Below are 26884 nucleotides of genomic sequence, written 5' to 3'. Positions count from 1 at the left end.
GCGGGCGGCATGGGTGGAAATCCGTCTAGGCTGGCGACTGAGTCACAGCAGGCGCCCTAGGAGATCCAGCCGATGTCAGACAGCTCCACCTTGCCGCCGGTGCTACTGCACCCCGAAGCGGAGCTGGCGCGCGATGCGCTCTCCACGCCGCTGCTCTCCCGCGCCGCACGGCTCGCCCGCTGGGCCGGGCCCGAGGCCCGCGTCGACGCCGGCGGCGGGCTGGTCGACGAGCAGCTGCCCGCGGCCGCCGAGGCGCTGGGGCTCAGCGGGGAGGACGCCGGTGCCGAGGCCGGCGAGGCCTGGCGGATCGCGGTGGACGCCGGTCTCGTCGAGGTCGTGGACGAGGAGGAGGGCACCGTCCGGGCCGGCGACGACCTGGCGCTGCTCACCGGAGGATCCCCGCGGGACGTGCTGGGCGTCTGGCTCTCCGCCCTGGAGGCGGTGATCGCCGACGCGGGCACCCCCGACCTGGGCGGGCTGGTCGACGCCATCGCCGAGAGCGACGGGTCCACGCTCGACCTGGACTCGCTCGACTGGGATCCCGAGGCCGAGGCGGAGTTCCTCGACGGCATCCTCGGCAACCTGTATCTGATGACGGTCGGCGATCCGGAGCCCTTGCCCGCGCCGGTGCCGCTGCCCGCGCTGGCCGCGTCCGTGATCGTCCCGGACGGCATGACGGAACCCACCAACGACGTGCTCGAGCAGGTCTCCGACGCCATGATGCGGCTGGACGAGCAGTTCCGGCTGCTCGAGCCGGTGGGCCTGGTCCAGTACCAGCCCCTCGACGAGTCCCTGCTCGGCGAGGCCGACGACGAACCCGTCGACGACACCGACGTCTCCCGCTACGGCATGGTGCGGCTCACCCCGCTCGGCCTGTACGGGCTGCGCGCCCGGCTGCAGGAGGCCGGCTTCGACGCCCCGGCCGTCGGGGACCTCGCCGACAAGGGCGCGGACGTGCTGCTCGACGGCACCGCCGCCTTCCCGCCGGCCGCCGCCCACGCGGAGACCGAGCAGTGGCTGGCCCGCCGTGAACCGCTCGCCGCGGCACGGGAGCTGCTGGCCGCCGCCCGCGGCTCGGACGAGGGGGCGCCGCTCAGGCGGCTGCGCTGCCAGCAGGCGCTGTCGCTGGTCGGCGGCTCCGCGGAGCCCGCACTGCGGGAGGTGCTGGACGACGCCGAGCTCGGCGGCCTGGCCCGGGTCTGGCTCACCGAGAACGGCGCGCGCGACGTGCCCCCGCCCACCGAGGCGATGATCTTCTGGCTGACCATCGACACCCTGGCCGCCCAGCTCGCCGCCGAGGGCAACTCCGAGGAGTTGCAGGCCCTGGTGGAGGGGCTGGCCCGGCAGCACAGCGGCTTCTTCGCCACGGCCTGGCGGGTGGACCACCCGGCCACGGCGGACGTGCTGGAGGCGATGGGGCGGCTGCACCCGGACAAGAAGGTGGCGAAGGAGGCCCGCAAGGCCGCGTTCAAGGCGCGCTCACAGCGGGGCGGTTGATTCTTCCGGGTCCGGAACCGGGTGCGGGTCGTCACCCGGGTACGGAAACGGTGGAAGCGACGGGGATTCAAATTCGTTCGCCCTGCCGGGAGTCCGCTTCTACAGTGGTACGCGTCCAGGTGCGAAGGCAGGACCTACTTCCACTCATCATGGGGCGGTCGCGGGTTCGAGTCCCGACATCGGCATGCTCGCCGGTGCAGCTCAGAGGCAGAGCACCGACGTCGGTTCCGCCGGGCTCGGCCTCTGGACACCTGAACGTCACGCACCTCCCGGTGCGAGGGCTGCGGCTCCTTCCTCTGTCAAAGGATTCCAGGCCGCCGCCGGACAGATCTCGGGAGGCGCGGCACGAGGTGGGTGCCCGGTGCGCAGGCAGCGGGTACTTCAGGACCGGATCCCGAAAGGGGTGCGGGTTCGAATCCCGTCACCGGACCGAGTTCCGGTGTGGCGGAAAGCGGAAGACGCGTCCGGCAATCTCCCGTCGCCGACTCCCTTTCTCGGGCACCCTCCTCCCGCCGTGCCTCCCCGGAACGAACCATGGATTCGGGGGAATTCAGCATGGCGCGATTCAACACCAGGGCGGCCAAGGCGCGTCCCACCTCGCGAGTGACGTCCACCGGGCACGTCCTGCGCACCTACGAGGGCGGCCGGGGCCACGAGCGGGACGCTCGCTCCGAGCTGTTCCTGCTCGCCGTGTCCCACTTCATGAGCGAGCAGACCTTCTACGAGACCGGCGCCCACCGGGACGACCGGTTCACCGGACTGGTCCGCGAGCTCGCCGTCACCGACCCGGAGTGGACCGCCGGCCTGCTGAACTGGCTGCGCGGCGAGGGCAACGTGCGCACCGCCTCCGTGGTGGGCGCCGCCGAGTACGTCAAGGCCCGCCTCGAGGCCGGTGCCGCCGAGGGTCCGACGGGCCGTCAGGTGATCGCCTCGGTGCTGCGCCGGCCCGACGAGCCCGGAGAGCTGCTCGCGTACTGGACCTCCCGGTACGGCCGCAGCATCCCCAAGCCCGTCAAGCGCGGCATCGCCGACGCCGTGCGGCGGCTCTACACCGGCAAGGCGCTGCTGAAGTACGACACCCCCTCCAAGGGCTACCGCTTCGGCGACATCCTCAACCTGGTGCACGCCGCCCCCGACCCGGAGAAGCCGTGGCAGGGCGAGCTGTTCCGGTACGCGCTGGACCGCCGGTTCCACCCGGACACCGCGGAGCCGCCCGCGTCCGTGCCGGTGCTGGGCGCGCACCGTGAGCTGATGGCACTGCCCGTCGCCGAGCGGCGTGCGGTGGTCACCGCCCCGGGCGGTGCCGAGCGGCTCGCGGCGGCGGGCATGACCTGGGAGGCGCTGGCCGGCTGGCTGCAGGGGCCGATGGACCGGGCCGCCTGGGAGGCGGTCATCCCGTCCATGGGCGCCATGGCCCTGGTGCGCAACCTGCGGAACTTCGACGAGGCAGGCGTCTCGGACGAGGTCGCCGCGCGGGTCGCCGCCCGGATCAGCGACCCGGACGAGGTGCGGCGCTCGCGGCAGTTCCCCTTCCGGTACCTGGCCGCGTACCAGCACGCGCCCTCGCTGCGCTGGTCGTACCCGCTGGAGCGGGCGCTCGGCCACTCGCTGTCCAATGTGCCCGCGCTGCCGGGACGCACGCTGGTGCTCGTCGACCGCTCCGGCTCGATGTTCTACTCGCGCATGTCCGACCGTTCCGGGCTGACCCGCGCGGACGCCGCGGCGGTCTTCGGCACGGCGATCGCGCTGCGGGCGGAGCAGGCGGACCTGGTCGAGTTCGGCACCGTCAGCCGGCCGGTGCGGTTCCGCGACGGCGAGTCGGTGCTGAAGATCCTGGACCGCTTCGGCGACCTGGGCGGCACCGACACCACCGAGGCGGTCCGCCGGCACTACCGGAAGCACGACCGGGTGCTGATCGTCACCGACGAGCAGTACGCCCACAGCCGCCACGGCGACCCGACCTCGCAGGTCCCCGCCGATGTGCCGGTCTACACCTGGAACCTCGCCGGGTACCGGGCGGGTCACGGACCGTCGGGCACGCCGAACCGGCACACCTTCGGCGGCCTGTCGGACGCGGCCTTCCGCATGGTCCCGCTGCTCGAGGCGGGGCGTGACGCCGACTGGCCGTGGGTGGCGTGAGGAGACGGGAGCAGTCCCGGGGGCCCCGGTCCGCACGGTGAGTGCGGGCCGGGGCCTTCCGGTCGGCGGGTGCGTGCGCGGGTCTTCCCGTGCGGGTAGCTGACATCTAACATTTCAGTTCGTGGAGACCATCCGGCCGGTGCGCCGCACCCTGCTCAGGGACCGTGCCCACGAGGCGATCAGGGACGCCATCGTGGCCGGTGAGCTGGAGCCCGGTGCGGTGGTGCGGGACGCCGAGCTGGCCGAGCGGCTCGGGCTGTCACGGGCGCCGGTGCGGGAGGCGTTCTCGCGGCTCGTGGACGAGGGGCTGCTGGAGAGCAAACCGCAGAGCTACACCCGGGTGACTCCGCTGGTCGCCGCCGATGTGCGGGACGCCGCCGCGGTGGTCGGCGCGATGCACGAACTCGTGACCCGCATCGCCGTGCCCCGCCTGGCCGCTGAGGACGTCACGGCCATGCGGGCCGCCAACGAACGCTTCGCCGCGGCCGTGGGATCCGGTGACGTGGACGGGGCCGTACACGCCGACGACGAGCTGCACGACGTGCTGGTACGGGTGAGCGGCAACCGCGCCGCCGCCGCGACCATCGCCCGCTACACCCCCCTGATCCGCCGCCTGGAACGCCGGCGCTTCGGCGAGGGCGGCAGCTGCCGTTCGGCGGGACTGCACGAACGGCTGATCGAGGCCTGCGCGGACGGAGACACGGACCGGGCAGTCCGGGTCACCGCGGAGATCTGGCGCGGACTCGAGGAGCTCGCCGACTGAGCACCCGAACCGGGAGGACCGTCATGTCCCTTGACTCCTACGAGCGTTACCCCTTGCTCTTCGGACCCTCGCCCGTGCATCCGCTGGAGCGGCTCACCGCCCGCCTCGGCGGTGCCTCGCTGTGGGCCAAACGGGAGGACTGCAACTCCGGTGTGGCGTACGGCGGGAACAAGACCCGCAAGCTGGAGTACCTGGTCGCCGACGCGCTCGCGCAGGGCTGCGACACCCTGGTGTCCATCGGCGGGGTGCAGTCCAACCACACCCGCCAGGTCGCCGCGGTGGCGGCCAGGGCCGGGCTCACGTGCGTGCTGGTGCAGGAGAGCTGGGTGGACTGGCCCGACTCCGTCTACGACAAGGTCGGCAACATCCTGATCAGCCGGCTCGCCGGGGCCGATGTGCGGCTGGTGCGGGCCGGGTTCGGGATCGGCTTCAAGGAGAGCTGGGAGCGGGCGCTCAGAGAGGTCGAGGAGTCCGGCGGCAAGCCGTACGCCATTCCGGCCGGTGCCTCCGACCATCCGCTCGGCGGGCTCGGATTCGCCCGGTGGGCGCGGGAGGTCGCCGAGCAGGAGCGGGAGCTGGGCGTCTTCTTCGACACCGTGATCGTGTGCTCGGTGACCGGATCGACCCAGGCCGGGATGGTCGCCGGGTTCCGTGCGCTGGAGCAGGCCGGCGGACGCCGGCGGCGGGTCATCGGCATCGACGCGAGTGCGAAACCCGCCGAGACACGGGAGCAGATCGCGCGGATCGCGCAGCACACCGGGCGGCTGATCGGTGTCCAGGGGGAGCTGACCGAGGCGGACGTGGAGCTGGACGAGCGCTATCACGCGGGTGTGTACGGGATACCGGACGAGGCGACACTGGAGGCGATGCGGGTCGCGGCGCGGACGGAGGGGATGATCACCGACCCCGTGTACGAGGGGAAGTCGATGGCGGGGCTGATCGATCTCGTGTCGCGCGGGGAGATCTCGCGGGAGTCGACCGTGCTGTACGCGCATCTGGGCGGGCAGCCGGCGCTGAACGCCTACAGCGCGTTGTTCTGATGATCGCGAGCCGGGTCTTCCGCGGCGGAGAGGGCTGCGTTTCCGCGTCCGTGCGTCCCGCGTCCCCGGGGCTTCGGTGGGGCCCGGGGGCTCGGGCGGCTCGGTAGGGTACGGGCAAGGTTCCCGGGCCGAGGAGTGACGGATGGCGCAGGTCAGGCCCATGCGCGCGGACGCCCGGCGCAATCGTGAGCGGTTGCTGGCGGCGGCGGTGGAGGCGTTCGCGGCGCAGGGCGAGGGGGCCTCGCTCGACGACATCGCCAAGCGGGCGGGGGTCGGGGCGGGCACGCTCTACCGGCACTTTCCCACCCGGCGGGCGTTGCTGGAGGCGGTGTACTCCGACCGGATCGAGGCGATCGCGGAGCGGGCCGGTGTGCTGGCGGAGCGGTTGCCGGCGGGAGCGGCGCTGGTGGCGTGGCTGGGCGAACTGGGCCTGGGGATGATCCAGACGCGGGGGCTGCGGGCGCTGCTGAGTTCCTCGGTGCGCGGGGGCGAGGACGCGGGGCCTGGCGCCGGGGGCTCCTCGTCCGACTGCTGTGATCCGTTGCGGCGTGCGGTGGCGCGGTTGGTGAGGGCCGCGCAGGAGGCCGGGGAGTTGCGGCGGGATGTCGGGGAGACGGATGTGCTGCGCCTGGTGCACGGGGTGGCGATCGCGTGCGGTGAGGCTGTCGGTGGGGGGAGCGCGGGGGACGCGCGGGACGCCGGGAACGCGGGGGATGCGGGGGATGCGGAGGGGGCCGAGGACGCGGGGGAGCGGCTGCGGCGGTATGTGGGTCTGCTGATGGAAGGACTTGGGCCCCGGGGGAGTAGGTGAGCCGCTGGGGGCTCGCGCGGGCCGCGGTGGCGCCCCCTGGGGAGGGGGCGCCCCGTGCGTCGTGCGTGCGGGTCGGGCGGTTGCGCGGTCAGAGGGCCTGGGCGGCGGGCTTGACCATGCCGCGGACCGTGCGTGACTTCACGAAGTTGCCCATGGCCGTCATCTCCCACTCACCGGAGAACTGGCGGATGAGCTTGGCCATCATCACGCCCGTCTGCGCTTCGGCGTCGGTGAGGTTGAAGCGGACGAGTTCCTCGCCGGTGGTGGCGTCCAGGAGGCGGCAGTACGCCTTGGCGATCTCGGTGAACTTCTGGCCGGAGAAGGAGTTGACGGTGAAGACCAGGCCGGTGACCTCCTGGGGGAGACGGCCCAGGTCGACCGTGATGACCTCGTCGTCGCCCGCGCCCTCGCCGGTGAGGTTGTCGCCGGAGTGCTGGATCGCGCCGCCGAGGATCTGCAGCTTGCCGAAGTAGCAGCTGTCGATGTGGTTGCGCTGAGGGCCGTAGGCGATGACGGAGGCGTCGAGGTCGATGTCCTTGCCGCGGTAGGCGGGCTCCCAGCCTAGGCCCATCTTGACCTGGGAGAGCAGCGGGCGGCCACCCTTCATCAGGGAGACGGTCTGGTTCTTCTGGAGGCTGACGCGGCCCTTGTCGAGGTTGATCTTGCCGGTGCCTGCGGCGGCCGGCGCGGCATGCGCGGGGACCGGCGGGGCCGGCGGGGCCGGCGGGGTGGCCGGGGGCTGCAGGGAGGGCTGGGGCGGCGCGACCGGGGGCGCCGGCGGGGGCGGCGGCGTCGGCTGGGCGGGGGGCGCGGTGGCCGGCTGGGTGGGGGTGGCCGGTTCGTCGACGGTGACGCCGAAGTCGGTGGCGATGCCGGCGAGGCCGTTGGCGTAGCCCTGGCCGACGGCCCGGGCCTTCCACTGGCCGTTGCGGAGGTAGATCTCGACGATGACGAGGGCCGTCTCGGAGCCGAGTTGCGGGGGTGTGAAGGTGGCGAGGACGGAGTTGTCGTCGGCGTTGCGGATGGTGGCGGTGGGTTCGATGCCCTGGAAGGTCTGGCCGGGGGCGTCGGGGCTGGCCGTGACGACGACCTTCTCGATGCCGGGGGGCAGGGCCGTGGTGTCGACGGTGACTGCGTCGGGGGCCGTGCCGCCGCCGGAGCGGTACGTCACGCCGGGGCCGGTGGGCTGGTTGTAGAAGATGAAGTCGTCGTCGGAGCGCACCTTGCCGGCGGAGGTGAGCAGCAGGCCCGAGACGTCCAGCCGCACGGGGGCGGTGACGTCCACCGTCACTTTGGTGGCGGAGAGAGGGATGTTCGAGCCGGGGGTCATAGCTGTCATGCCGGGTGAACGAGCGGGGCGGTTTTGCCGTTCCCTTACCTGTGACCCGATCGGGGAGTGTTCTCGCCCCCGCCGCCCCTGCCCGTCCCGCCCCCCAGGGGCTCCGCCCCCGCGACCCCGCCAGGGGCTCCGCCCCTGGACCCCGTCCTCGCCCGCCCACCAAACCGACTCGGTCGGTTCGGCGGTGGCCGAGGGGTGTTCGGTCGGGTTGGTGGTGCGTTGAGGGAGTCCGGCTCGGTCGGGGCGGTGGCGGTGGTGGAGGAGGGGCGTTCGGTTGTGTTGGGGGTGCCGCGGGGAGGGGGAGCTCGGCTCGGTCGGTTCGGCGGTGGCCGAGGGGGTGTTCGGTCGGGTGGAGGGTGATCGGGAGGGGGCTGTCCGGGCAGGTTGGGGGCCAGCTCGGTTGGGGCGGTGGGTGGGCAGGTGTTGGCCGCGGTGGAGGGGGCCCAGGGGGAGGCGCGGCCGAGCCCGGGCCGGAGGGGTGGGTGGGGAGTGGCCCGGGCTCGGGTGGGGAGCAGGGGCTGGTCAGGGGACGACCACGATCTTGCGGCCCACGCCGGAGGCGAACTGGTCGAGGGCCTGGGGGTACTGGGTGAGGGGGAGGCGGTCGCTGATGAAGACGTCGGGGTCGAGGACGCCGGTGGCGAAGAGTTCCGCCGCCCGTTCGAAGCTGTGCAGCACCGCCATGGAGCCGGTGATGGTGATCTCCTGGTTGTAGATGCGGTACGGGTCGATGGTGACCCGGGTCGCGTAGTCGGCCACGCCGAACTGGAGGAAGGTGCCGGCCTTGGCCACCCGGTCCAGGCCGTCCTGGATCGCCGCCGCGTTGCCCGTCGCGTCGATGACCAGGTCCCAGCCCTGGGGGCGGTCCAGTTCGTCGGCGCCGGCGGCGGCGGAGGACACACCCAGCTGGACGGCGGTGCGCAGGCGGTCGGGGTTGATGTCCACCATGTCCACGCTGGCCGCGCCGGTGCGCTTGGCGAGCTCCAGCATCATCAGGCCCATCGTCCCCGAGCCGTAGATCAGCACATGGGCGCCGATGCGGGACTGCAGGACGTCGTAGCCGCGGACCGCGCAGGACAGGGGCTCGATCAGGGCCGCGTCCTGGGTGCGGATGTGCTCGGGGAGCCTGACGCAGTTGGCGACGGGAGCCACGGCGTACTGGGCCGCGCCGCCCGCGGTGGTCACGCCGATCGCGGCCCAGCGCTCGCACATGTTGTTGTGGCCGTTGCGGCAGTAGCGGCACTCGTAGCAGTAGAGGGAGGGGTCCACCGCCACCTGGTCGCCCACCGAGACCTCGGTGACCTGGGAGCCGACGCCCACCACCTCGCCCGCGAACTCGTGGCCCGGCACGATCGGCAGTTTCGGGGCGAACTCGCCCTGGAGTATGTGCAGATCGGTGCCGCACAGGCCGCACGCGGCGACCTCGACGACGACTTCCCGCGGTCCCGGCGTCGGGTCCGGGACCTCGGTGACGACAGCCTTGCCCACGGACTCGATGACGGCGGCCTTCATTTGACGGCTCCCAACGACAGGCCCTGGACGAGTTTGTCCTGGGCGGCGAACCCCGCGGCGAGCACCGGCAGGGAGATGACGAACGATGCGGCGCACACCTTGGCCAGGAACAGGCCCTGGCTGGTGATGAAGCTGGTGAGGAAGACGGGGGCGGTCTCGGCGACCACGCCGGTCAGCACCCGGGCGAACAGCAGCTCGTTCCAGCTGAAGATGAAGCAGATCAGCGCGGTGGCCGCGATGCCGGGCAGGGCGATCGGGGCGACCACCCGGGTCAGCACGGTCGGCAGCCGGGCCCCGTCGATCTGCGCCGCCTCGATGATCGCGACCGGGACCTCGGACAGGAACGACTGCATCATCCAGACCGCGATCGGCAGATTCATCGCGGTGTAGAGGATGACCAGGGCCCAGATGTTGTCCAGCAGACCGGTGTTCTTGGCGAACAGGTAGATCGGCAGCAGGCCGGCCACCAGCGGCAGCATCTTGGTGGAGAGGAAGAAGAACAGGACGTCGGTCCACTTCTTCACCGGCCGGATGGACAGCGCGTAGGCGGCCGGCAGCGCCAGTGCCAGGGTGAGCAGCGTGGACATCACCGATGCCGTCATGGAGTTGATCAGCGAGGGCCAGGGGCTGGCGCCCCCGGCGAGTCCGAAGAACTCGCGGTAGCCGTCCAGGGTCAGCGCGGCCGTCACGGACGGCGGGTTGGTCGCGGCGTCCGCCTCGGAGTGGAAGGACGTCAGCACCATCCAGAGGATGGGCAGCACGAACACGATCCCGGCCAGCCAGGCGACGATGCCCAGGGCGGCGCCGCGGAAGCGGCCGCGGGGGCCGCCGGCCCGCCGGGGTGCCGGGGCCGGCCGCGCGGCAGTGACGGTGGCCATCAGCGGGACACCTCCTCACGGAACAGCGACGACACCACGCGCAGCGCGAAGGTCGCCAGGATGATCGAGCCGATCACGACGATGACGCCGGCCGCGGAGGCGAGACCGTTCTCGTGTGCCTGGTAGAAGGTCTGGTAGATCGTGTACGGCAGGTTGGCGGTGCCCAGGCCGCCGGAGGTGATGGTGAACACGGCGTCGAAGTTCTGCACGATGTAGATCGAGCCGAGCAGCACGCCGAGTTCCAGGTAGCGGCGCAGATGCGGCAGCGTGATGTGGACGAACACCTGCCAGTCGCCGGCGCCGTCCATCCGGGCCGCCTCCACCAGCTGCGGGTCGCGGCTCTGCAGTCCGGCGAGCAGGATCAGCATCATGAACGGGGTCCACTGCCAGATCAGCGCGGCCTCCACCGCCATCAGCGGCATCTCGGAGATCCAGTCCGGCTGCGCGGCGCCCTCCCCGCCGATGGCGGTGAGGATGCCGTTGAAGAGCCCGTACTCGGGGTTGAACAGCACGTGCTTCCACAGCAGCGCGGCGGCGATCGGCACCAGCAGGAACGGTGCGATGAGCATGGTGCGCACGGCGGCCCGGCCGCGGAAGCGGCGGTCGAGCAGCAGCGCGAGCAGCAGCCCGAGCAGCAGGCTGACCAGCACCACGGTGACGGTCAGCAGGATCGTCGTCCACACCGACTTGCGCAGATCGGGGTCGCTGAGCACCTCGCCGTAGTTGGCGAATCCGGCGAAGCTGCGGTCCTCCGGATACAGCGCGTTCCAGTCGAAGAACGAGATCACCAGGGTGGCCACGAAGGGCAGCTGCGTGACCACGATCATGAAGATGAGCGCGGGCAGCAGCGGGGCCCGGGTGGCCCAGGCGCGGAGTCGGTCGGGGCGGCGGGCCGCCGGCCGTCCGGGGACGGCGGCGACCCGGGCCTCAGTCGTGAGGGTCATGATGCCTCGTACTTCTCGGCGACGGCCTCGGCGAGCTTCTGCGACTTCTTCAGGGCGCTGTCCACCGACTGCCGTCCGGCGATGGCGGAGCTGATCTCCTGGGAGACCTTGGTGCCCAGGTCGGTGAACTCGGGGATGCCGACGAACTGGATGCCGGGCGCGGGCCGGGGCTGCACGCCCGGGTCCTCGGGCTTGGCGGCGGCGATGGCGTCGCGGGTGACGTCCGCGAACGCGGCCGCCTCCTTGCGGTACTCGGGGATGTCGTAGGTCGAGGAGCGCTTGCCGGCCGGGACGTTGGACCAGCCGACCTTCTCGCCGACGAGCTTCTCGTACTCCTTGCCGGAGGCCCAGGCGATGAACTTCCAGGCGTTCTCCGGGTTCTTGGACGCCTTCTGGATGCCCCACGCCCAGGTGTAGAGCCAGCCGGAGCTCTCGGTCTTCTCCACCGGGGCCGGCACGTAGCCGATCTTGCCCTTGACCGGGGAGCCCTTGGCCTCCAGGGAGCCGGCGCCGGCGGTGGCGTCGTACCACATGGCCGTCTTGCCCTGCGTCATGTTGTTCAGGCACTCGGCGTAGCCGGACTGGGCGGCGCCGGCCTCACCGTGCTCGCGGACCAGGTCGACGTAGAACCGGGTGGCCTCCTTGAACTCCTCGGAGTCGAGCCGGGCCTTCCAGTCCTTGTCGAACCAGGTGCCGCCGAAGGTGTTGACCACGGTGGTCAGCGGTGCCATCACCTCGCCCCAGCCGGGCAGGCCGCGCAGGCAGATGCCCTTCATGCCGGGCTCGGCCCCGTCCACCTTCGCGGCCAGCTCGGCCACCTGCTTCCAGGTGGGCTTGTCCGGCATCTTCAGGCCTTCCTTCTCCAGGACGTCCTTGCGGTACATCAGGAAGGAGGACTCGCCGTAGAAGGGCTCGCCGTAGAGCTTTCCGTCCTCGGCGGTGAGCGCCTTGGTCATGGGCGGGAGAATGTCGTCCTGGTCGAAGGCGGTGTCCTTCTCGACGTACTCGTCCAGGGAGTGCAGCCACCCGTTCTTGGCGTAGATCGGGATCTCGTAGTTGCTGAGGGTGGCCACGTCGTACTGCCCGGCCTGGTTGGCGAAGTCCTGGCTGATCTTGTCCCGGACGTCGTTCTCCGGCAGCACCGTGAAGTTGACCTTGATGCCGGTCTCCTTGGTGAAGTTGGCGGCGGTCAGCTTCTGCAGATCCACCATCTGCGGGTTGTTCACCATCAGGACGTTGATGGACTCGCCGCCGGAGGAGCCGGACCCGCCTGCGCCCGAGCAGGCGGCGAGCGGAGTGATCAGCGTCCCTATCGCCGCCACGGCGATCAGGGTGCGTGGCGAGCGTCGGCTCTGGGTTCGCATGGGATGCTCCAGGGGATTTCAGTGCAAATGTGATGTACGGGGACGTACGGGACCGTGGAGGGTCACAGGCGGTGGTTCTCGAAGGGTGCTTCCGGTTGTGCCGGGACCGTCAGACGCGGATCATCTGGGGCCCCAGCAGGGAGTAGCGGTGGGCCTCGGCGGCCGGCAGGAGGGTGCTGGTGACGATCGCCTCGAGCGTGCCGATCTCGGCGAATTTGCAGAAGCTGACCGCTCCGAACTTGGTATGGACGCCCGCGAAGACGACCCGTCGTGCGGAGCGGATGGCCTGTGCCTTGACCTCGCTGACCGCGGGGTCGGGCGTGGTCAGGCCGTGCTCGCGGGAGATGCCGTTGGCGCCGATGTAGGCCAGGTCGATGACGAAGCCGGCGAGCATCTTGGTGGTCCAGTGGTCGACCGTGGCGAGCGTCCCGGAGCGGACCCGGCCGCCGAGCAGCAGGACGGAGATCGTGCCGGTCTCCGCCAGTGCTCCCGCGACCGGCAGGGACGCGGTGACCACGGTCAGCGGGCGGTCCCTGGGCAGCGCCTCGGCGATGAGCTGCGGGGTGAAGCCCTCGTCGACGAAGACGGTCTCGGCGTCGCCGAGCAGATCGGCCGCGGCGGCGGCGATACGGCGCTTCTCGGGGACATGGCTGGTGGAGCGGAACGCGAGCGTCGTCTCGAAGCCGGCGCTCTCCACCGGGTAGGCACCGCCGTGGGTGCGGCGGATCAGCCCGTGGTCCTCCAGGGCACGCAGATCACGGCGGACGGTCTCCTTCGCCACACCGAGGTCGGCGGCCAGCGCGGTGACGTCCACGGAGCCGGTGGCGCGGGCCAGGCGGACGATCTCCCGCTGGCGTTCCTCCGCGGTCCTGGTCATGGCGTCACCTGCCTCTCCGTCGCGCTGCCCGTTCGGGCCCTGGATTTCCTTGTGGGAATTTGTACAGCGGGTGCCAGCGGGTGACCAGGCCTGTTGCCCGTACGGTCCTGCCCGATTGTGCCCGTTCGGACCGGCCGCTGCCCGACTCGGACACGGGCCGCGAGGGCCGTGCCCGATACGTGGCGGCGGCGGCGTTCTCGCTGGTGGGGCGGGGCGCGGGGCCGGTGCCGACGGGGCGGCGTGCCGGAGCGGTGCGGGGTGATCGCGGTCAGGTGAGGTGACCGAATGCGCCGTGAACGGGCCCGTTCCGTGCCCGCCCGCTCGGGCGGGGGGATGCGCTTTCGGTCAGGGCGATCAATGCGCTCGGTACGGCTGATGCGGCCGGTGCGCCTGCCCACCCGGGGTCATTCGCGTTCCGCCGACGGCCGGCGCGCCTCCGGCGTGGTCCTCCCGGTGTGTCCGCCGCCCAGGGCCGCCGCGGTGACCGCCAGGGCCGCTCCGGTGGCCATCAGCAGCAACCGGTGGCCGGTCAGCTCGACCAGTGCCGCGCCCGCCGCGAGTCCCACTACGTTGGGCGTGAACACCACGGTGCCGGCCGTCGCGGTGACCCTGCCGAGCAGCGCGTCCGGCGTCTCGCGCTGGACCGAGGTCAGGGTGGCGATCAGCACCGCGGGCAGCCCGGCGCCGATCGCCGCGCTGCAGATCAGCGCCAGCGGGTCGCTCGGCACCGCGCGCAGCGCCACCGCCACGGCCAGCAGGGCGATGCCGTACGCCGCGAATCGGCGGGCGCCGAGATGCCGCAGGGCGGGACCCGAGCACAGCCCGGTCGCCACCGAACCGGCGCCCTGCACCGCGTAGAGCACGCCCGCGTACTCGGGGGAGTGGCCGAGGTCCTCGACGACCGCGTAGACCAGCGCGCCGCTGAAACCCGCGCACAGCATGGTCACGCCGCCCCCCAGGGCCAGCGCACGCAGCAGGGGATGTGCCCGCAGATGGCGGACGCCCTCGGTGATCTGCCCCCGCCTGCCCCCGGCCGGCGGCGCCGGACGCTCCTCGCGCACCCGCAGAGCGGCGTACACCGCGGTGGCCAGGACGAACGTGAGCGCGTCCAGCAGGGCCACGCTCGCCCCGCCGTACGCCGCGTAGACGCCCGCGCCGGCCAGCGGGGCCAGCAGCTTCATGCCCTCGGTGGCGGTCATGCGCATTCCGTTGAAGTCGCCGAGCAGCGAGTGGTCCACGGCGGACGCCACCAGCGCCGACTCGGCGGCGTCATGCACCACGCCCGCCGCCCCGTACACGAACAGCACCGTGAACAGCAGCCACAGATCCCCCGGCGAGTCCACCGTGAACAGGCTGAGCAGCAGCACGGTCAGCAGCAGGTTCGTGCCCATCAGCAGCGGCTTGCGGCGCATCCGGTCGGCGAGTGTGCCGAGCAGCGGTCCTGCCAGGGTGGGGGCCCACATCGCGAGCATGCACAGGGCGGCGAGTCCGTCCGAGCCGGTGAGGTCCTTCACCCACACTCCGGAGGCCAGCCAGAGCGCGGAGGTGCCGAAGCCGGAGATCACGACTCCGGCGAGGTAGAGACCGGCGTTGCGGTCGCGCAGCACCCGCACCGCGGTCCAGGTCGTCATCGTCGTCATGCCTGGTCATCGTGCGGCTAAGGACCCGCCGTGCGGATCGGGAAGGTGCCTTAGCCGCGGCGGTGCACCAGGGCGGGTCCCGGTGCCGGGATCGGTGTTCCTCCCAGGTCTCGCGCCACGTTCCTCCCGGCTCCCCGGCACGGGACCCCGGGCTCCCCGGGCTGCTCCCCGGCACGGGACCCCCGGGCTCCCCGGGGCGTCCCTCCCGGGCTCCCCGGTACGACTGCGATTCCGTAACACGAGCAACACCTGAACTCGATGCGGCACGGGCACAATCCAGCCAGCGTTGTCCGTGCACGATCACTCAGGACCGAGGAGCAGCCCGCCATGTCCGATGCGCCGTCCGACGCCACCCCCGGTGCCCCGTCACCCGCAGCCCCCGTCGCCTCGCCCGACCCGGACAAGCGGCCGGACGGCGGCAACGCCCTCGACCGGTTCTTCCGGATCACCGCCCGGGGATCCACCTTCGCCCGGGAGATACGCGGCGGTTTCGCCACGTTCTTCACCATGGCCTACATCCTGGTGCTCAACCCCCTCATCCTGGGCAGCGCCAAGGACAAGTTCGGCGAGCAGCTCGACCCCGTCCAGCTCACCACCGCCACCGCCCTGGTGGCCGCGGTGATGACGGTCATCATGGGCGTCGCCGGCAATCTGCCCCTCGCGCTGGCCGCCGGGCTCGGCCTGAACGCCGTCGTCGCCTTCCAGGTGGCCCCGCTGATGAGCTGGGACGACGCGATGGGCCTGATCGTGCTGGAGGGCCTGCTGATCTGTGCCCTGGTGGTGACCGGGCTGCGCGAGGCCGTCATGCACGCCATCCCGCGCCCCCTCAAACAGGCGATCAGCGTCGGCATCGGCCTGTTCATCACCCTGATCGGTTTCGTCGACGCCGGTTTCGTCACCCGCATCCCCGACGCCGCGAACACCACCGTCCCGGTGCAGCTCGGCGGGAGCGGCACCCTCACCGGCTGGCCCATGCTGGTGTTCTGCCTCGGTGTGCTGCTCACCATCGCGCTGCTCGCCCGCAAGGTGAAGGGCGCCATCCTGATCAGCATCGTGGTGATGACGGTGGTCGCCCTGGTCGTCAACTCCCTCGCCGAGGTGCGGACCTGGGGCCTGACCACGCCCGAGTGGCCGGAGAAGGTGGTCGGCGCCCCCGACTTCGGACTGCTCGGACACTTCAGCCTGTTCGGTGCCTTCGGCCAGGCCGGTGCGGTCACCGTCGTCCTGCTGGTGTTCACGCTGATCCTGTCCGACTTCTTCGACACCATGGGCACCGTGGTCGGCGTCAGCGCCGAGGCCGGGCTGCTGGACGAGGAGGGCAGGGTGCCCAATCTCGGCCGGGTGCTGCTGATCGACGGCGCCGCGGCCGTCGCGGGCGGTGCCTCCTCCGCCTCCTCGGCGACCTCCTACATCGAGTCCGCGGCCGGTGTCGGCGAGGGCGCCCGCACCGGCTTCGCCAATCTGGTCACCGGCGGTCTGTTCGCCCTCGCGCTGTTCCTGACGCCGCTGCTGACCATCGTCCCCCTCCAGGCCGCAGCCCCCGCGCTGGTCGCCGTCGGCTTCCTGATGATGGTCCAGGTCAAGCACATCGAGTGGGACCGCTTCGAGATCGCCGTCCCGGCCTTCCTCACCATCGCCGTGATGCCGTTCACCTACTCCATCACCAACGGCATCGGCGCCGGCTTCATCGCCTACGTCGTCATCAAGACGGTCCTGGGCCGGGCCAAGGAGGTCCACTGGCTGCTGTGGGGCACCTCGGCGCTGTTCCTGGTGTACTTCGCGATCGACCCGATCGAGCAGCTGCTCGGCGTCAAGTAGCGGCCGGGCGGACCACGAGCGGCGCGCACAGCGAGGGAGTACGGCGACGGGCCGCCCCCGGGGGGAAGGGGGCGGCCCGTCCGTTCAGACGCCGCTCGGTGCGGTCGGGTTCACTCGCCTCCCGCACTTTTCTCTCTTCCGCGGGACAGCGGGTGGCCGAGCCCGGTCCGTCAGCGGCTCCCCCCGGTCCTCAGTCCCTCAGCGCCGCCTCCATGGCCGCCCTGGCGACCGGGGCCGCCAGGCCGTTGCCGCTGACCTCCGAGCGGGCCGCGTCGGACTGCTCCACCATCACCGCCACGGCGACCTCCTTGCCGGTCGAGTCGGACTTCGCGTACGAGGTGAACCAGGCGTACGGGGTCTTGCTGTTGTTCTCGCCGTGCTGCGCGGTGCCGGTCTTGCCGCCCACGGTCGCGCCGGGGATCCGCGCGTTGCCGCCGGTGCCCTCCTCGACGACCGTCCGCATCGCCGACTGGAGCTGCTGCGCGGTGCCGGAGCTGACGATCCGCTCGGTCCGCGCCTCGTCCCCGTAGTCGCGCAGTACGTCGCCGCCGCCGTCGGTGACCCGCGAGACCATGTGCGGCGAGACCAGCTCACCGCCGTTGGCGAGCGCCGCCGACACCATCGCCATCTGCAGCGGGGTCGCGGTCACGTCGAACTGGCCGATGCCGGTCAGCGCGGTCTGCGAGGGGTACATGTCCGAGGGGTACACGCTCGGGTAGGCGCGCACCGGCACGTCCTGCTCCTCGTCGTTGAAGCCGAACTTCTCGGCCATCGCCCGCACCGTGTCCTCACCGAGGTCGACGGCCATCTTGGCGAAGACGTTGTTGCAGGAGTACTGCAGACCCACCCGGATCGAGGCGTCCTCGCACGGGGCGTCCGGGTTCTCGTTGGTCAGGTTCCGGCTGGTGCCCGGCAGCGGATAGGGGTCGGGGCTGTCGGTCTTCTCGTCCACCGACTCGTACAGCCCCTCCTCCAGCGCCGCCGCGGCGACCACCAGCTTGAACGTCGAGCCCGGCGGCAGCGGCTGGCGCAGCGCCCGGTTGGTGAGCGGCTTGTCCGGGTCCTCGGTGAGCTTCTTCCACGCCTGGCCCGCGGTGTTGGCGTCGGTCAGCGACGTCGGGTCGTACGACGGGGTCGAGACCGCCGCGAGGATGCGGCCGGTCCTCGGGTCGATGGCGACCGCCCCGCCCTTCTTGTCGCCGAGCGCCTCGTACGCCGCCTTCTGCACCGCCGGGTCGATGGTGGTGACCACATTGCCCGGGTCGGCCCGCTTGCCGGTGACGGTGTCCGTCACCGTCTTCAGCCGGTTGTCGGTGCCGTTCAGCACGTCCTCGTAGATGCCCTCGAGCTGCGTCGGCGCATAGGCCTGCGAGGCGTATCCGGTCACCGCGGCGTACAGGGGGCCGTCGCGGTAGGTGCGCTTGTACGCCAGGTCGCCGCCCTTCGTGCGCGCCGAGCCGGTGACCGGCTCACCGGCCACGATGATGTTCCCGAGCGGGGCCGCGTAGGTCTCGATCACGTTCCGCCGGTTGTTCTTGTCGTCCGCGAGGGCCCGGCCTTCGTAGAACTGCACCCAGGTCGCCCGGAACAGCAGGGCGAGCACCAGGAGCAGCACGAAGACCGAGGCGCGCCTGATCGTCTTGTTCATGCCGTGGAGACAGACGAGCGGCACGGAGCGGATCGTTCCTGTCCGGCCGGTTTCTCATCGATTGTTCATGTGTGCAGCAAGCCCGCCTCGTAGGCCGCGACGACGGCCTGGGTGCGGTCCCGGGTGCCGGTCTTCGCCAGCACCGACGCCACATGGGTCTTCACCGTGGCCGGGCCCACCTCCATCCGCCGGGCGATCTCCGCGTTGGTCAGCCCGCCCGCCATGTGCCGCAGCACCTCGGCCTCTCGCGCCGTGAGCCGCGCCACCCAGGCGGGAGGTGCGGCGGTGGGGTGCGCGTGTTCGGTGGCGAGCCTGCGCACCGCCGCCGGGAACAGCAGGGTGTCGCTGCGCGCCACCAGCCGGACGGCCTGCACCAGCGTGTCCGGTTCCGCCCGCTTCAGGAGGAACCCGGCGGCCCCCGCGCGCAGCGCGTCGTAGACGTACGCGTCGTTCTCGAACGTGGTGACGACCAGGACCCGGGGCGGCCGGTCGAGGAAGGCGAGGATCTGCTCGGTGGCCCGGATGCCGTCGGTCTGCGGCATCCGTACGTCCATGAGCACCACGTCGGGCCGCTGGGCGCGCCCCACCGAGACGGCCTCGGCGCCGGTGGCCGCCTCGCCGGTCACCTCGAGGTCCGGCTCGGCGGACAGGATGGCCCGCAGGGCGGTGCGCACCATGCGCTCGTCGTCGGCGACGACGACCCGGATCGGCCGCGGGCTGCTGCTGGTCGTGGAGGTCATGGGGTCCTTCCGTCACGGTCTTCGTCACCGCTTTCCGCGCGGCGCGTCCCGTCGCCCGTCCGGTCGCCCGTCTCGCCGTCCGGCCCGCCGTGCGGAGCCTGACCGGTCTCGCGCATCACGTCCGGAGCCTGACCGGTCTCGCGCATCGGCAGCCGCACTCGCAGCCGCCAGTCGCCGGCCCGGGGGCCGGCGTGCAGGGTGCCGCCCAGCAGGCGGGTGCGTTCCTCGATGCCGGTCAGACCGCGGCCGCCCTCCGGGCGGGGGACGGCGGTGTCGCGGAGCGGGTTCGTCACGGTGATCTCCAGGCCGCCGTCGCGCACCCCGACCGACACGCTCACCGGTGCCCGCTCGGCGCCGTGCCGGAGCGCATTGGTCAGCCCTTCCTGCACGATCCGGTAGGCCTCGCGGGACAGCACCTGCGGCAGCCGGTGCGGGTCGGTGGCGAGCGTGGCGGTCACCCTCACCCCGCCCGCCCGGGTCCGCTCCAGCAGGCCGTCCAGGTCGGCGGCGAGGGTCGGCGCCGGCGCGGTGCCGGGGCCGTCGCCGTCGCGCAGCACGCCGAGCACCGCGTCCAGTTCGCCCACCGTGCGCCGGGAGGTCGCCTCGATCGCCGCCAGGGCCTCCCGGACGAACTCCGGGTCGGTGTCCAGTACCCGGCGGGCGGCGCTCGCCTGGAGGGTGACCGCGCTGAGCGCGTGCCCCACGGAGTCGTGCAGCTCGCGGGCCAGCCGGTTGCGCACGGCCAGATCTGCGGCGCGCCGCTCGGCGGTGGCCAGCCGGTCCTCGGGCGTGGGCCCGAGCAGGGCCGGCGCCCACCGGGCCAGCAGCGCGCCGGCCCCCGCGGAACAGGCCGCCAGCGCCGGCAGCGACACCAGGCCGACGGCCGGCGCGAGCGCCAACGCCCAGGGCCGGTCCATGAACGCGGGGAACCAGGGCGCCATGTCCGTCAGCCCCGTCAGAAACGGCAGCACGATCAGCGTCACCGCGAACGGCGGCAGCACCAGCGACATCCCGGCGACGATCCCGCCGACCGCCACGTGCAGCGTGAACCACAGCGCGGTGCGCCGGCGGGCCGCCCAGCTGCGAGCGGGCTCGTGGGCGAGCCGGTCCGCGTCGATCCCGCACAGCATGCGCACCGCCGCGGCCTCCAGCGGCCGGGTCAGCGGGAAGAGCGAGGTGACGGCGGCGATCGGCAGCCCGACGAGGAACGCGAGGAGCTGCCCGGCCAGCGGACCGAGCAGCTCCTCACGCACGGCCGGTCCCACGATCACCTCTCCGACCAGCACATACGGCATGGCGAGCGCCCCGCCCAGGACCAGATGGACCCAGCGCAGTCGCGCCCGCCGCCCGAACAGCGCCCGGAGTGCCGCGCTCATGGGGACGGCCGCAGGTAGGAGCCCGTCCGCTCGCCGCCCGCGCGTCGTGCGATCAGGCGCACGGCCAGGGCCGTCACCAGGAGACCGGTCATCATCTGAGCGGCGTAGGTGAGCTGCATGGCCGTGGTGGGCCGGTCGGCGGCGTCGGTGAGGGCGAGCCAGGCGACCGACTGCCAGCCCGCCCAGCAGACCGCCGCCGCGGAGGAGACCCAGGCCAGGAACAGGGGCACCTTCACCGGCAGCGCGCCCGCCCGGGGGAAGGCCAGCAGCAGGCCGGCCGCGGCGGCGCAGGCCAGGAAGACGGCGTGCTGGGCCTCCACCAGACGGAAGGAACTGGTCCGGTCCGCGAGCCGGCCGGCGGCCAGGCCGGTCGTGGCGCCGCAGGCCCACAGCAGGCGCAGGGTCAGCGGCGGCAGGGCGAGCACGGCGGCGGCCACGGCCGTCCGCCGGCCTGTCCTGCCCGGCAGTGTGCGCGGCAGGTCCCGCATCCGGCCCCGCCACGACCGGCCCCAGCGGTCGCGGGCGTAGAGCGCGAACAGTGCCCCGAGGGCGAGGCCCTGCACGAGGAAGCCGCCGTAGACGACGAGATACACCCAGGCGTGCAGGAAGGGTTCGCTTCCGTCGTCCGACGCGCCGGACCCGTTCGAGGAGCCGCCGAGCGCACCGAGCAGCAGTTGCACCGGCAAGCCGGTCATGATCGGCGTCAGCAGCCCGGTCGCCACCCACGCCGGGACCGCCAGGAGCCACGCGGGCAGCCGGGCGCCCCAGGGCCGGGTGAACGCCAGCGCCAGCACGATCACACAGGCGTCCATCAGGAAGGTGACGCCGTTCGCCACGGTCAGGGCCGTGCGGTGCTCGAGCAGCACGCTGCCGTCCGGGACCCCCACCGTGCTGCCGGCCAGCCAGGCCGCCTTCAGGGCCAGGTACGGCAGGCATGCGGCGACGGCGATCGCCCGCAGGACGCCCCGGGTGCGCCCGGCGGGGGAGCGGCCGGTCCGCGCGGGCACGGCGTCGGCTTCGGTCATGCGTCCACGCTGCCGTACCGCCGTCCCGCGCGCGTCCTGCCGTACGACGATCCGCATCCCCCGCACGGCGGAGAGGCGCGGGCTCAGTCCTCCAGCGTGAGCACGAGTTCCTCGATCTCGGTGCCCCGGGCCGGCGCGTACGACATGACGCTGCCGGACACCTCGAAGCCGCACTTCTCCAGCACCCGCCGCGACCGGGCGTTGTCCGCGGCGACCCGGGCGAGCAGCGGGCGTTCCGGCACCTCGGCCAGCAGCGCCCGCAACGCCGCCGTGGCGATGCCCCTGCCCCAGTGGGCGCGGTCGATCCAGTACGTCACCTCGCGCTCGCCCACCTCCCCGTACACCGAGGCGTGGCCGACCACGTCCCCGTCGAGCAGCACGGTGCGGTTGACGGTGCCGGGCGAGGCGAGGATCTTCGCCCAGTGGGCGTCGAAGGCGTCCCGGTCGGCCGGGTCCTCGGGGGTGAAGGCCGCCATGCGCAGGGCCTCGGGATCGTTCAGCAGCCGGTAGAAGACCGGCAGATCGCTGTCGTGCACCTCGCGCAGGGCGATGTTCATGGGTCACAGCCTCCGGGTGGCCAGGGTGAGCCGGTCGCGTGCGTCGAACAGGGCTTCCTTCACGGTCTGCTCGTGTGCGGGGGTGAGCCGGGCGACGGGCACCGAGCAGCTGATCGCGTCCCGCGCGGGGGTGCGGTACGGGATCGCCACGCCGAAGCAGCGCAGCCCGAGGGTGTTCTCCTCGCGGTCCACCGCGTACCCCGTCCGGCGCACCTGGTGCAGCTCCTCGATGAGTTTCTCCCGGTCGGTGATGGTGTTCTCGGTGAGCGCGGGCAGCGTCTCGGGGAGCATCCGGCGCACCTGCTCGTCGCCGTAGGTGGCCAGGATGGCCTTGCCCAGCGAGGTCGAGTGGGCGGGCAGCCGGCGGCCGACGCGGGTGAACGGCCGCAGATGGTGCCGGGACTGACGGATGGCCAGATAGACCACGTTGGTGCCGTCGAGACGGGCCAGGTGGATGGTCTCGGCGGTGTCGTCGGAGAGCCGGTCCAGGGTGGGGCGGGCGGCCGCGACGACCTCGTCGCCGTCGATGTAGGAGGTGCCCACGAGCAGCGCGCGCACGCCGATGCCGTAGCGCGTGCCGGTGGCGTCGGTCTCCACCCAGCCCAGGTCGACCAGCGTGCGCAGCAGCATGTAGAGGCTGGACTTGGGGTAGCCGGTGGCCTCCTGCACCGAGGCGAGCGAGTGCATCCCGGGGCGTCCGGCGAAGTACTCCAGCAGCTCGACGGTCCGTACGGCCGACTTGACCTGACCCCCGCCGCTCGCCTGGCCTGCCGGCATCGCCCCTGCCCCTTCGTCCGCCGAGGAACTATGGATATAGTCTCCAGGCGAGTTCACACATGGAGACAGCGTTCAGCATATCGAACGTCCCCAGGTCTGGAGGGACCGCGGTGGCAGCAGCATCAGTCTGGAGTGTCGACCCCCGAACCGGGAAGCAGCGCGAACAGGTCGCGGTCGAGGCCACAGCCCAGGAGGTGGACGCTGCCGTCCGCGCCGCCCACGAGGCGCGGGACGCCCTGGCCGACCGGGGGGTGCGCGCCGCCTTCCTGCGCTCCTGCGCCGACGAGCTGGAGGCGGCCAGGGAGGGGCTGGTCGAGACCGCGGACGCCGAGACCGCGCTGGGCCCGGTCCGGCTGAACGGAGAACTCGCCCGCACCTGCTACCAGTTGCGCGCCTTCGCGGGCATCGTCGAGGAGGGCGCCTTCCTCGACGTGATCATCGACCACCCGGACGACTCCGCCACCCCGCCCGTGCCCGACCTGCGCCGCTTCAAGGTGCCGCTCGGCGTGGTGGCCGTCTACTCGGCCTCCAACTTCCCCTTCGCCTTCTCCGTCCCCGGCGGCGACACCGCCAGCGCCCTCGCGGCCGGCTGCCCCGTCGTGGTCAAGGCCCACCCCGACCACCCGGCGCTGTCCGAACTGGCCGCCAAGGTGCTGCGCCGGGCCGCCGCCCGGCACGGGCTGCCGGACGGCGTGCTGGGCCTGGTGCACGGCTTCGACGCCGGTCTCGAGCTGATCCGGCACCCGCTGGTCGCCGCAGCCGGGTTCACCGGCTCGGTGCGCGGCGGGCGCGCCCTGTTCGACGCGGCGGCGGCCCGCCCGGTGCCGATCCCGTTCCACGGTGAACTCGGCTCCCTCAACCCGGTCGTCGTCACCGAGGCCGCGGCCGCCGAACGGCCCGAGGAGATCGGTGCGGGACTGGCCGGATCGATGACGCTGGGCGTCGGCCAGTTCTGTGTGAAGCCGGGACTGGTGCTGGTGCCGTCCGGCCCGGGCGGCGACCGGCTGGTCAAGTCGCTGACCGACGCGGTCAGCAATGTGGAGTCCGGGGTGATGCTCGACCACCGGATGCGGGACAACTTCGTCGCCGGAGTCGCCGAACGCACCCGGCTGGACGGCGTGGAGTCCCCGCTGACCCCGGGCGCCGGCGGCGAGCACACGGTCAGCGCGGGCATCCTGACGGTGCCGGCCGGGAAGCTGACCCGCGAGGGCGAGCACGACCTGCTGCTCGAGGAGTGTTTCGGACCGGTCACCGTGGTGGCTCGCTACACCGACGAGACCGAGGTGCGGGCGGTGCTCTCCCGCCTGCCCGGCAACCTGACGGCCACGCTCCAGCTGTCCGCCGAGGAGGCCCAGGGGCAGGGGCGCGGAGCGGAACTCCTCGCCGAGCTGACCCCGCTGGCCGGGCGGGTCCTGGTCAACGGCTGGCCCACCGGAGTCGCCGTCGCCCATGCCCAGCACCACGGCGGCCCCTACCCGGCCACCACCTCCACCTCCACCTCGGTGGGCGGCACGGCCATCGAGCGCTGGCTGCGCCCGGTGGCGTACCAGAACACGCCCGAGGCCCTGCTGCCCCCGGAACTGCGGGACGACAACCCCCTGGGCCTGCCCCGCAGGATCGACGGGCGGCTGGAGCGCTAGCCGGGAGCCGCGGCCCGGCGGCACCGATCCGGTCCGGCCCGGCGCCGCCGCCCGGCGGGCGGCGCCCGAGACGTCATGATCGGAAGCCGGCGGACCGCCGGCTCCCCGGAGGCCCGAACCGCCCCGCCCGCCGACGCCCCCGGCGTGGCGGCCCTGCACCGGCGTGCCCGCGCCACGTACTACCCGGAGCGCCTCCCGGACGACGGCCTGGACTGGCCCGCCCGCCGGCGGGAGGCGATCGAGCGGCCGGACGGGCAGGTGCCGTGCGCGGCGCGGGGCGCGAGCCGGGCCGGCATCGACTCCTTCCGCCCGCCCGGCGGCGCAGGTCTCCGCACGGTGACAGGGTTCCGGTTCCAGGCCGGCAGCGGCCGCCGGCGCACCGGCATCGGCGCCGCCCTGCACGCCGCCTGCGTGGCGCTGTGGCGGACCAGCGGCCACGCCGAGGCGGTGCTCGAGGTGCACACCGGCAACCGGCGGTGAGGGCGCCCGGGAATGAGAGCTCACTGCTTGAATGTTCACGCAGTTGCGGAGGGTGGGTCTCCGTGTGCCGAGAACGAGTGGGAGAGTGCCGCCGCGATGCGTGTGGAGATCTGGTCCGACATCGCCTGCCCCTGGTGCTACGTGGGCAAGGCCAGATTCGAGAAGGCGCTGCGGGACTTCCCGCACCGGGACGAGGTCGAGGTGGTGCACCGGTCCTTCGAGCTGGACCCGGGGCGGGCCAAGGGCGACATCGAGCCCGTGATCACCATGCTCACCCGCAAGTACGGCATGAGCAGGGAGCAGGCCGAGGCCGGCGAGGACAGCCTCGGGGCGCAGGCCGCCGCCGAGGGGCTGCCCTACCGGACCCGCGGACGCGACCACGGCAGCACCTTCGACATGCACCGGCTGCTGCACTTCGCCCGCGAGCAGGGACGCCAGGGCGAGCTGCTGGACCGGCTGTACCGGGCCAACTTCGCCGAGGAGCGCTCCGTCTTCGGCGACGACGAACGGCTCGTGGAACTCGCCGCCGAGGCCGGGCTGGAGTCCGGGGCCGCACGCGCCGTGCTCGCCGACCCGGACGCCTACGCCGCCGCGGTCCGCGAGGACGAGCGGGAGGCCGCACGGCTCGGCGCCCGCGGGGTGCCGTTCTTCGTCATCGACCGCACCTACGGCGTCTCCGGCGCCCAGCCCGTCGAGGTGTTCACCCGGGCACTGGGCCGGGCCTGGGACGAGCGGACCCCGGTGCGCCTGATCGACGACGGCGGCGGCTCCGGGACCGAGGCCGAGGCCTGCGGTCCGGACGGGTGCGCCGTACCGCAGCCATAGGGCCGGAACCGGCGGCCGCAGCATCCCTGAAGGGGTGTCACAGGCGCAGGTCAGAAGCCATGCATAAGCAGTGCTTAGGGATACTGCGCAGATCTGAGCAATGGACGGGGAGTGCGGCGGGCCGCAGAGTGGTCTCATGGAGACCTTCGAGAGCCTCGTCCGTGCCGAGTTCACCCCGAAGACCACATTCCTGAACACCGCCAGCAACGCGCTGCTGCCGGCCCGTACCGTGGCCGCCCTCGACCGCGCCGCCCGGCTGCGGGCCGAGGGCGGGGCGCTCGATCCGCTCTACGCCGACGTGGAGGCGTGCCGGGCCGCGTACGCACGGCTGGCCGGTGTTCCCGTCGAGCGGGTGGCGGCCGGGGCCTCGGTCGCGCTGTTCACCTCGCTGGTCGCGGCCTCGCTGCCGCCCGGCGCCGAAGTGCTCACCGCCGAGGACGACTTCACCTCCGTCCTCAACCCGTTCCACGCCCGCGGCGACCTCAAGGTGCGGGCCGTGCCGCTGGAGCAGATCGCGGAGGCCGTGCGGCCCGGCACCGCGCTGGTCGCGGTCAGCGCCGCGCAGTCCGCCGACGGCAGGATCGCCGACCTCGACGCGCTGCGCGAGGCGGCACGGCAGCACGGGGCCCGCACCTATGTCGACTTCTCGCAGGCCGCCGGGTGGCTGCCGGTGGACGGTGACGCCTTCGACTACTCCGTCACCATCACGTTCAAGTGGCTGCTCGGCCCGCACGGGGCCGCCTTCCTGGTGGTGCCAAAGGACTTCGGCGACCTGATGCCGGTGCAGGCCGGCTGGGTGGCCGGGGAACGGCCGTGGGAGAGCTGCTACGGTCCGGTCGCCGACCTCGCCCGCTCCGCACGGCGGTTCGACTCCAGCCCGGCCCTGTTCACCTACGCGGGGCTGCGTGCCTCGCTCACCCTGGTCGAGGAGATCGGCATCGACACCGTCCGCGCCCACGACCTGGCGCTCGCCGACCGCTTCCGGGCGGGACTGGCCGAGCTGGGCCACGAGCCGGTGCCCTCACCGGGGTCGCCCATCGTGTCCGTGCCCGGACTCGGCCGTCTCCAGCCGGAGCTGGCCGAGAAGGGCATCGCGGTCTCCGACCGGGCCGGCAACCTGCGGGCGTCCTTCCACCTCTACAACACGGCCGCCGACGTGGACCGGCTGCTGGACGCGCTGTCCGGCTGAGCGGC

Annotated in this window: 23 protein-coding genes; 10 read left to right on the top strand and 13 right to left on the bottom strand. The window is 72.6% G+C overall.

Annotated features, from left to right (window positions below; translation table 11 throughout):
• Positions 1-72: 72 nt before the first annotated feature.
• From HCJ93_RS04940 to HCJ93_RS04920, 5 genes are all read left to right on the top strand, one after another.
• A complete protein-coding gene (locus tag HCJ93_RS04940) occupies positions 73-1497 on the top strand; it encodes a hypothetical protein (RefSeq protein WP_167991409.1) in 1425 nt (474 codons plus the stop codon).
• A gap of 555 nt (positions 1498-2052) precedes the next feature.
• Complete coding sequence (locus HCJ93_RS04935) at positions 2053-3636, top strand: TROVE domain-containing protein (protein ID WP_167991407.1); 1584 nt, start codon at positions 2053-2055, stop codon at positions 3634-3636.
• A gap of 121 nt (positions 3637-3757) precedes the next feature.
• Entirely contained in the window at positions 3758-4399 is a 642-nt protein-coding gene (locus HCJ93_RS04930) for a GntR family transcriptional regulator (RefSeq protein WP_167991406.1), read from the top strand.
• Positions 4400-4422: 23 nt separating this feature from the next.
• Complete coding sequence (locus HCJ93_RS04925; protein WP_167991404.1) at positions 4423-5439, top strand: 1-aminocyclopropane-1-carboxylate deaminase; 1017 nt, start codon at positions 4423-4425, stop codon at positions 5437-5439.
• A 142-nt stretch (positions 5440-5581) separates the two neighbouring features.
• Positions 5582-6250 (top strand): TetR/AcrR family transcriptional regulator, encoded by a 669-nt coding sequence (locus HCJ93_RS04920; RefSeq protein WP_167991402.1) that lies wholly within the window; start codon positions 5582-5584, stop codon positions 6248-6250.
• Positions 6251-6338: 88 nt separating this feature from the next.
• On the opposite strand, the gene HCJ93_RS04915 is transcribed toward HCJ93_RS04920, so the two are convergent.
• The 7 genes from HCJ93_RS04915 to HCJ93_RS04885 form a co-directional block, all read right to left on the bottom strand.
• A complete protein-coding gene (locus HCJ93_RS04915) occupies positions 6339-7580 on the bottom strand; it encodes a TerD family protein (protein ID WP_167991612.1) in 1242 nt (413 codons plus the stop codon).
• Positions 7581-8111: 531 nt separating this feature from the next.
• Positions 8112-9101, bottom strand: a complete 990-nt coding sequence (locus tag HCJ93_RS04910; protein WP_167991400.1) for a zinc-dependent alcohol dehydrogenase family protein — start codon at positions 9099-9101, stop codon at positions 8112-8114.
• Complete coding sequence (locus tag HCJ93_RS04905; protein ID WP_167991398.1) at positions 9098-9979, bottom strand: carbohydrate ABC transporter permease; 882 nt, start codon at positions 9977-9979, stop codon at positions 9098-9100. The genes HCJ93_RS04910 and HCJ93_RS04905 overlap by 4 nt, the downstream gene beginning before the upstream one ends.
• Entirely contained in the window at positions 9979-10923 is a 945-nt protein-coding gene (locus HCJ93_RS04900) for a carbohydrate ABC transporter permease (protein WP_167991396.1), read from the bottom strand. Before HCJ93_RS04900 ends, HCJ93_RS04905 begins: the two co-directional genes overlap by 1 nt.
• Positions 10920-12287: an ABC transporter substrate-binding protein gene (locus HCJ93_RS04895; protein ID WP_167991394.1), complete on the bottom strand. Its 1368-nt coding sequence runs from the start codon at positions 12285-12287 to the stop codon at positions 10920-10922. Before HCJ93_RS04895 ends, HCJ93_RS04900 begins: the two co-directional genes overlap by 4 nt.
• A 109-nt stretch (positions 12288-12396) precedes the next feature.
• On the bottom strand, positions 12397-13164 hold the full coding sequence (locus HCJ93_RS04890) for a DeoR/GlpR family DNA-binding transcription regulator (protein ID WP_167991392.1): 768 nt from the start codon (positions 13162-13164) through the stop codon (positions 12397-12399).
• Positions 13165-13568: 404 nt separating this feature from the next.
• Positions 13569-14804: an MFS transporter gene (locus HCJ93_RS04885; RefSeq protein ID WP_373563553.1), complete on the bottom strand. Its 1236-nt coding sequence runs from the start codon at positions 14802-14804 to the stop codon at positions 13569-13571.
• Positions 14805-15131: 327 nt separating this feature from the next.
• Between HCJ93_RS04885 and HCJ93_RS04880 the strand changes: the two genes are divergently transcribed.
• Positions 15132-16622: an NCS2 family permease gene (locus HCJ93_RS04880; protein WP_167991391.1), complete on the top strand. Its 1491-nt coding sequence runs from the start codon at positions 15132-15134 to the stop codon at positions 16620-16622.
• Positions 16623-16812: 190 nt separating this feature from the next.
• Here HCJ93_RS04880 and HCJ93_RS04875 read toward each other — a convergent pair whose 3' ends face one another.
• The 6 genes from HCJ93_RS04875 to HCJ93_RS04850 form a co-directional block, all read right to left on the bottom strand.
• A complete protein-coding gene (locus HCJ93_RS04875; RefSeq protein WP_167991609.1) occupies positions 16813-18270 on the bottom strand; it encodes a peptidoglycan D,D-transpeptidase FtsI family protein in 1458 nt (485 codons plus the stop codon).
• Between the two features lie 65 nt (positions 18271-18335).
• Positions 18336-19010: a response regulator transcription factor gene (locus HCJ93_RS04870; RefSeq protein ID WP_167991389.1), complete on the bottom strand. Its 675-nt coding sequence runs from the start codon at positions 19008-19010 to the stop codon at positions 18336-18338.
• Positions 19007-20386, bottom strand: a complete 1380-nt coding sequence (locus HCJ93_RS04865) for a sensor histidine kinase (protein ID WP_167991387.1) — start codon at positions 20384-20386, stop codon at positions 19007-19009. The genes HCJ93_RS04870 and HCJ93_RS04865 overlap by 4 nt, the downstream gene beginning before the upstream one ends.
• Positions 20383-21411: a hypothetical protein gene (locus HCJ93_RS04860; RefSeq protein WP_167991386.1), complete on the bottom strand. Its 1029-nt coding sequence runs from the start codon at positions 21409-21411 to the stop codon at positions 20383-20385. Before HCJ93_RS04860 ends, HCJ93_RS04865 begins: the two co-directional genes overlap by 4 nt.
• A gap of 83 nt (positions 21412-21494) precedes the next feature.
• Positions 21495-21968 carry a GNAT family N-acetyltransferase gene (locus tag HCJ93_RS04855; protein ID WP_167991384.1) on the bottom strand — a complete coding sequence of 158 codons (474 nt, stop codon included), beginning with the start codon at positions 21966-21968 and terminating at the stop codon, positions 21495-21497.
• A gap of 3 nt (positions 21969-21971) precedes the next feature.
• Entirely contained in the window at positions 21972-22745 is a 774-nt protein-coding gene (locus tag HCJ93_RS04850; protein WP_167991382.1) for an IclR family transcriptional regulator, read from the bottom strand.
• 110 nt (positions 22746-22855) lie between these two features.
• On the opposite strand from HCJ93_RS04850, the gene HCJ93_RS04845 reads away from it, so the two are divergent.
• The 4 genes from HCJ93_RS04845 (at position 22856) to HCJ93_RS04830 (ending at position 26879) form a co-directional block, all read left to right on the top strand.
• Positions 22856-24385 (top strand): aldehyde dehydrogenase (NADP(+)), encoded by a 1530-nt coding sequence (locus HCJ93_RS04845; RefSeq protein ID WP_167991380.1) that lies wholly within the window; start codon positions 22856-22858, stop codon positions 24383-24385.
• A gap of 75 nt (positions 24386-24460) precedes the next feature.
• Positions 24461-24865 carry a GNAT family N-acetyltransferase gene (locus HCJ93_RS04840; protein WP_167991378.1) on the top strand — a complete coding sequence of 135 codons (405 nt, stop codon included), beginning with the start codon at positions 24461-24463 and terminating at the stop codon, positions 24863-24865.
• A gap of 96 nt (positions 24866-24961) precedes the next feature.
• The gene (locus tag HCJ93_RS04835; protein WP_167991376.1) at positions 24962-25690 is read left to right on the top strand and encodes a DsbA family oxidoreductase; all 729 of its coding nucleotides are present in this window, start codon (positions 24962-24964) and stop codon (positions 25688-25690) included.
• A 136-nt stretch (positions 25691-25826) separates the two neighbouring features.
• On the top strand, positions 25827-26879 hold the full coding sequence (locus HCJ93_RS04830) for an aminotransferase class V-fold PLP-dependent enzyme (protein WP_167991375.1): 1053 nt from the start codon (positions 25827-25829) through the stop codon (positions 26877-26879).
• The last annotated feature ends 5 nt before the right edge of the window (positions 26880-26884 follow it).

Source organism: Streptomyces composti, assembly GCF_012034205.1.
Lineage (GTDB): Bacteria > Actinomycetota > Actinomycetes > Streptomycetales > Streptomycetaceae > Streptomyces > Streptomyces composti.
The sequence above is the reverse complement of the archived record's forward strand: the minus strand, read 5'-3'. Positions and strand labels throughout refer to the sequence as shown.

Excerpts from the sequence above, each read along its gene's own strand:
- HCJ93_RS04940 (WP_167991409.1), top strand. The coding sequence starts at position 73 with ATGTCAGACAGCTCCACCTTGCCGCCGGTGCTACTGCACCCCGAAGCG.
- HCJ93_RS04935 (WP_167991407.1), top strand. The coding sequence starts at position 2,053 with ATGGCGCGATTCAACACCAGGGCGGCCAAGGCGCGTCCCACCTCGCGA.
- HCJ93_RS04925 (WP_167991404.1), top strand. The coding sequence starts at position 4,423 with ATGTCCCTTGACTCCTACGAGCGTTACCCCTTGCTCTTCGGACCCTCG.
- HCJ93_RS04920 (WP_167991402.1), top strand. The coding sequence starts at position 5,582 with ATGGCGCAGGTCAGGCCCATGCGCGCGGACGCCCGGCGCAATCGTGAG.
- HCJ93_RS04915 (WP_167991612.1), bottom strand. The coding sequence starts at position 7,580 with ATGACCCCCGGCTCGAACATCCCTCTCTCCGCCACCAAAGTGACGGTG.
- HCJ93_RS04910 (WP_167991400.1), bottom strand. The coding sequence starts at position 9,101 with ATGAAGGCCGCCGTCATCGAGTCCGTGGGCAAGGCTGTCGTCACCGAG.
- HCJ93_RS04905 (WP_167991398.1), bottom strand. The coding sequence starts at position 9,979 with ATGGCCACCGTCACTGCCGCGCGGCCGGCCCCGGCACCCCGGCGGGCC.
- HCJ93_RS04900 (WP_167991396.1), bottom strand. The coding sequence starts at position 10,923 with ATGACCCTCACGACTGAGGCCCGGGTCGCCGCCGTCCCCGGACGGCCG.
- HCJ93_RS04895 (WP_167991394.1), bottom strand. The coding sequence starts at position 12,287 with ATGCGAACCCAGAGCCGACGCTCGCCACGCACCCTGATCGCCGTGGCG.
- HCJ93_RS04890 (WP_167991392.1), bottom strand. The coding sequence starts at position 13,164 with ATGACCAGGACCGCGGAGGAACGCCAGCGGGAGATCGTCCGCCTGGCC.
- HCJ93_RS04885 (WP_373563553.1), bottom strand. The coding sequence starts at position 14,804 with ATGACGACGATGACGACCTGGACCGCGGTGCGGGTGCTGCGCGACCGC.
- HCJ93_RS04880 (WP_167991391.1), top strand. The coding sequence starts at position 15,132 with ATGTCCGATGCGCCGTCCGACGCCACCCCCGGTGCCCCGTCACCCGCA.
- HCJ93_RS04875 (WP_167991609.1), bottom strand. The coding sequence starts at position 18,270 with ATGAACAAGACGATCAGGCGCGCCTCGGTCTTCGTGCTGCTCCTGGTG.
- HCJ93_RS04870 (WP_167991389.1), bottom strand. The coding sequence starts at position 19,010 with ATGACCTCCACGACCAGCAGCAGCCCGCGGCCGATCCGGGTCGTCGTC.
- HCJ93_RS04865 (WP_167991387.1), bottom strand. The coding sequence starts at position 20,386 with ATGAGCGCGGCACTCCGGGCGCTGTTCGGGCGGCGGGCGCGACTGCGC.
- HCJ93_RS04860 (WP_167991386.1), bottom strand. The coding sequence starts at position 21,411 with ATGACCGAAGCCGACGCCGTGCCCGCGCGGACCGGCCGCTCCCCCGCC.
- HCJ93_RS04855 (WP_167991384.1), bottom strand. The coding sequence starts at position 21,968 with ATGAACATCGCCCTGCGCGAGGTGCACGACAGCGATCTGCCGGTCTTC.
- HCJ93_RS04850 (WP_167991382.1), bottom strand. The coding sequence starts at position 22,745 with ATGCCGGCAGGCCAGGCGAGCGGCGGGGGTCAGGTCAAGTCGGCCGTA.
- HCJ93_RS04840 (WP_167991378.1), top strand. The coding sequence starts at position 24,461 with ATGATCGGAAGCCGGCGGACCGCCGGCTCCCCGGAGGCCCGAACCGCC.
- HCJ93_RS04835 (WP_167991376.1), top strand. The coding sequence starts at position 24,962 with ATGCGTGTGGAGATCTGGTCCGACATCGCCTGCCCCTGGTGCTACGTG.
- HCJ93_RS04830 (WP_167991375.1), top strand. The coding sequence starts at position 25,827 with ATGGAGACCTTCGAGAGCCTCGTCCGTGCCGAGTTCACCCCGAAGACC.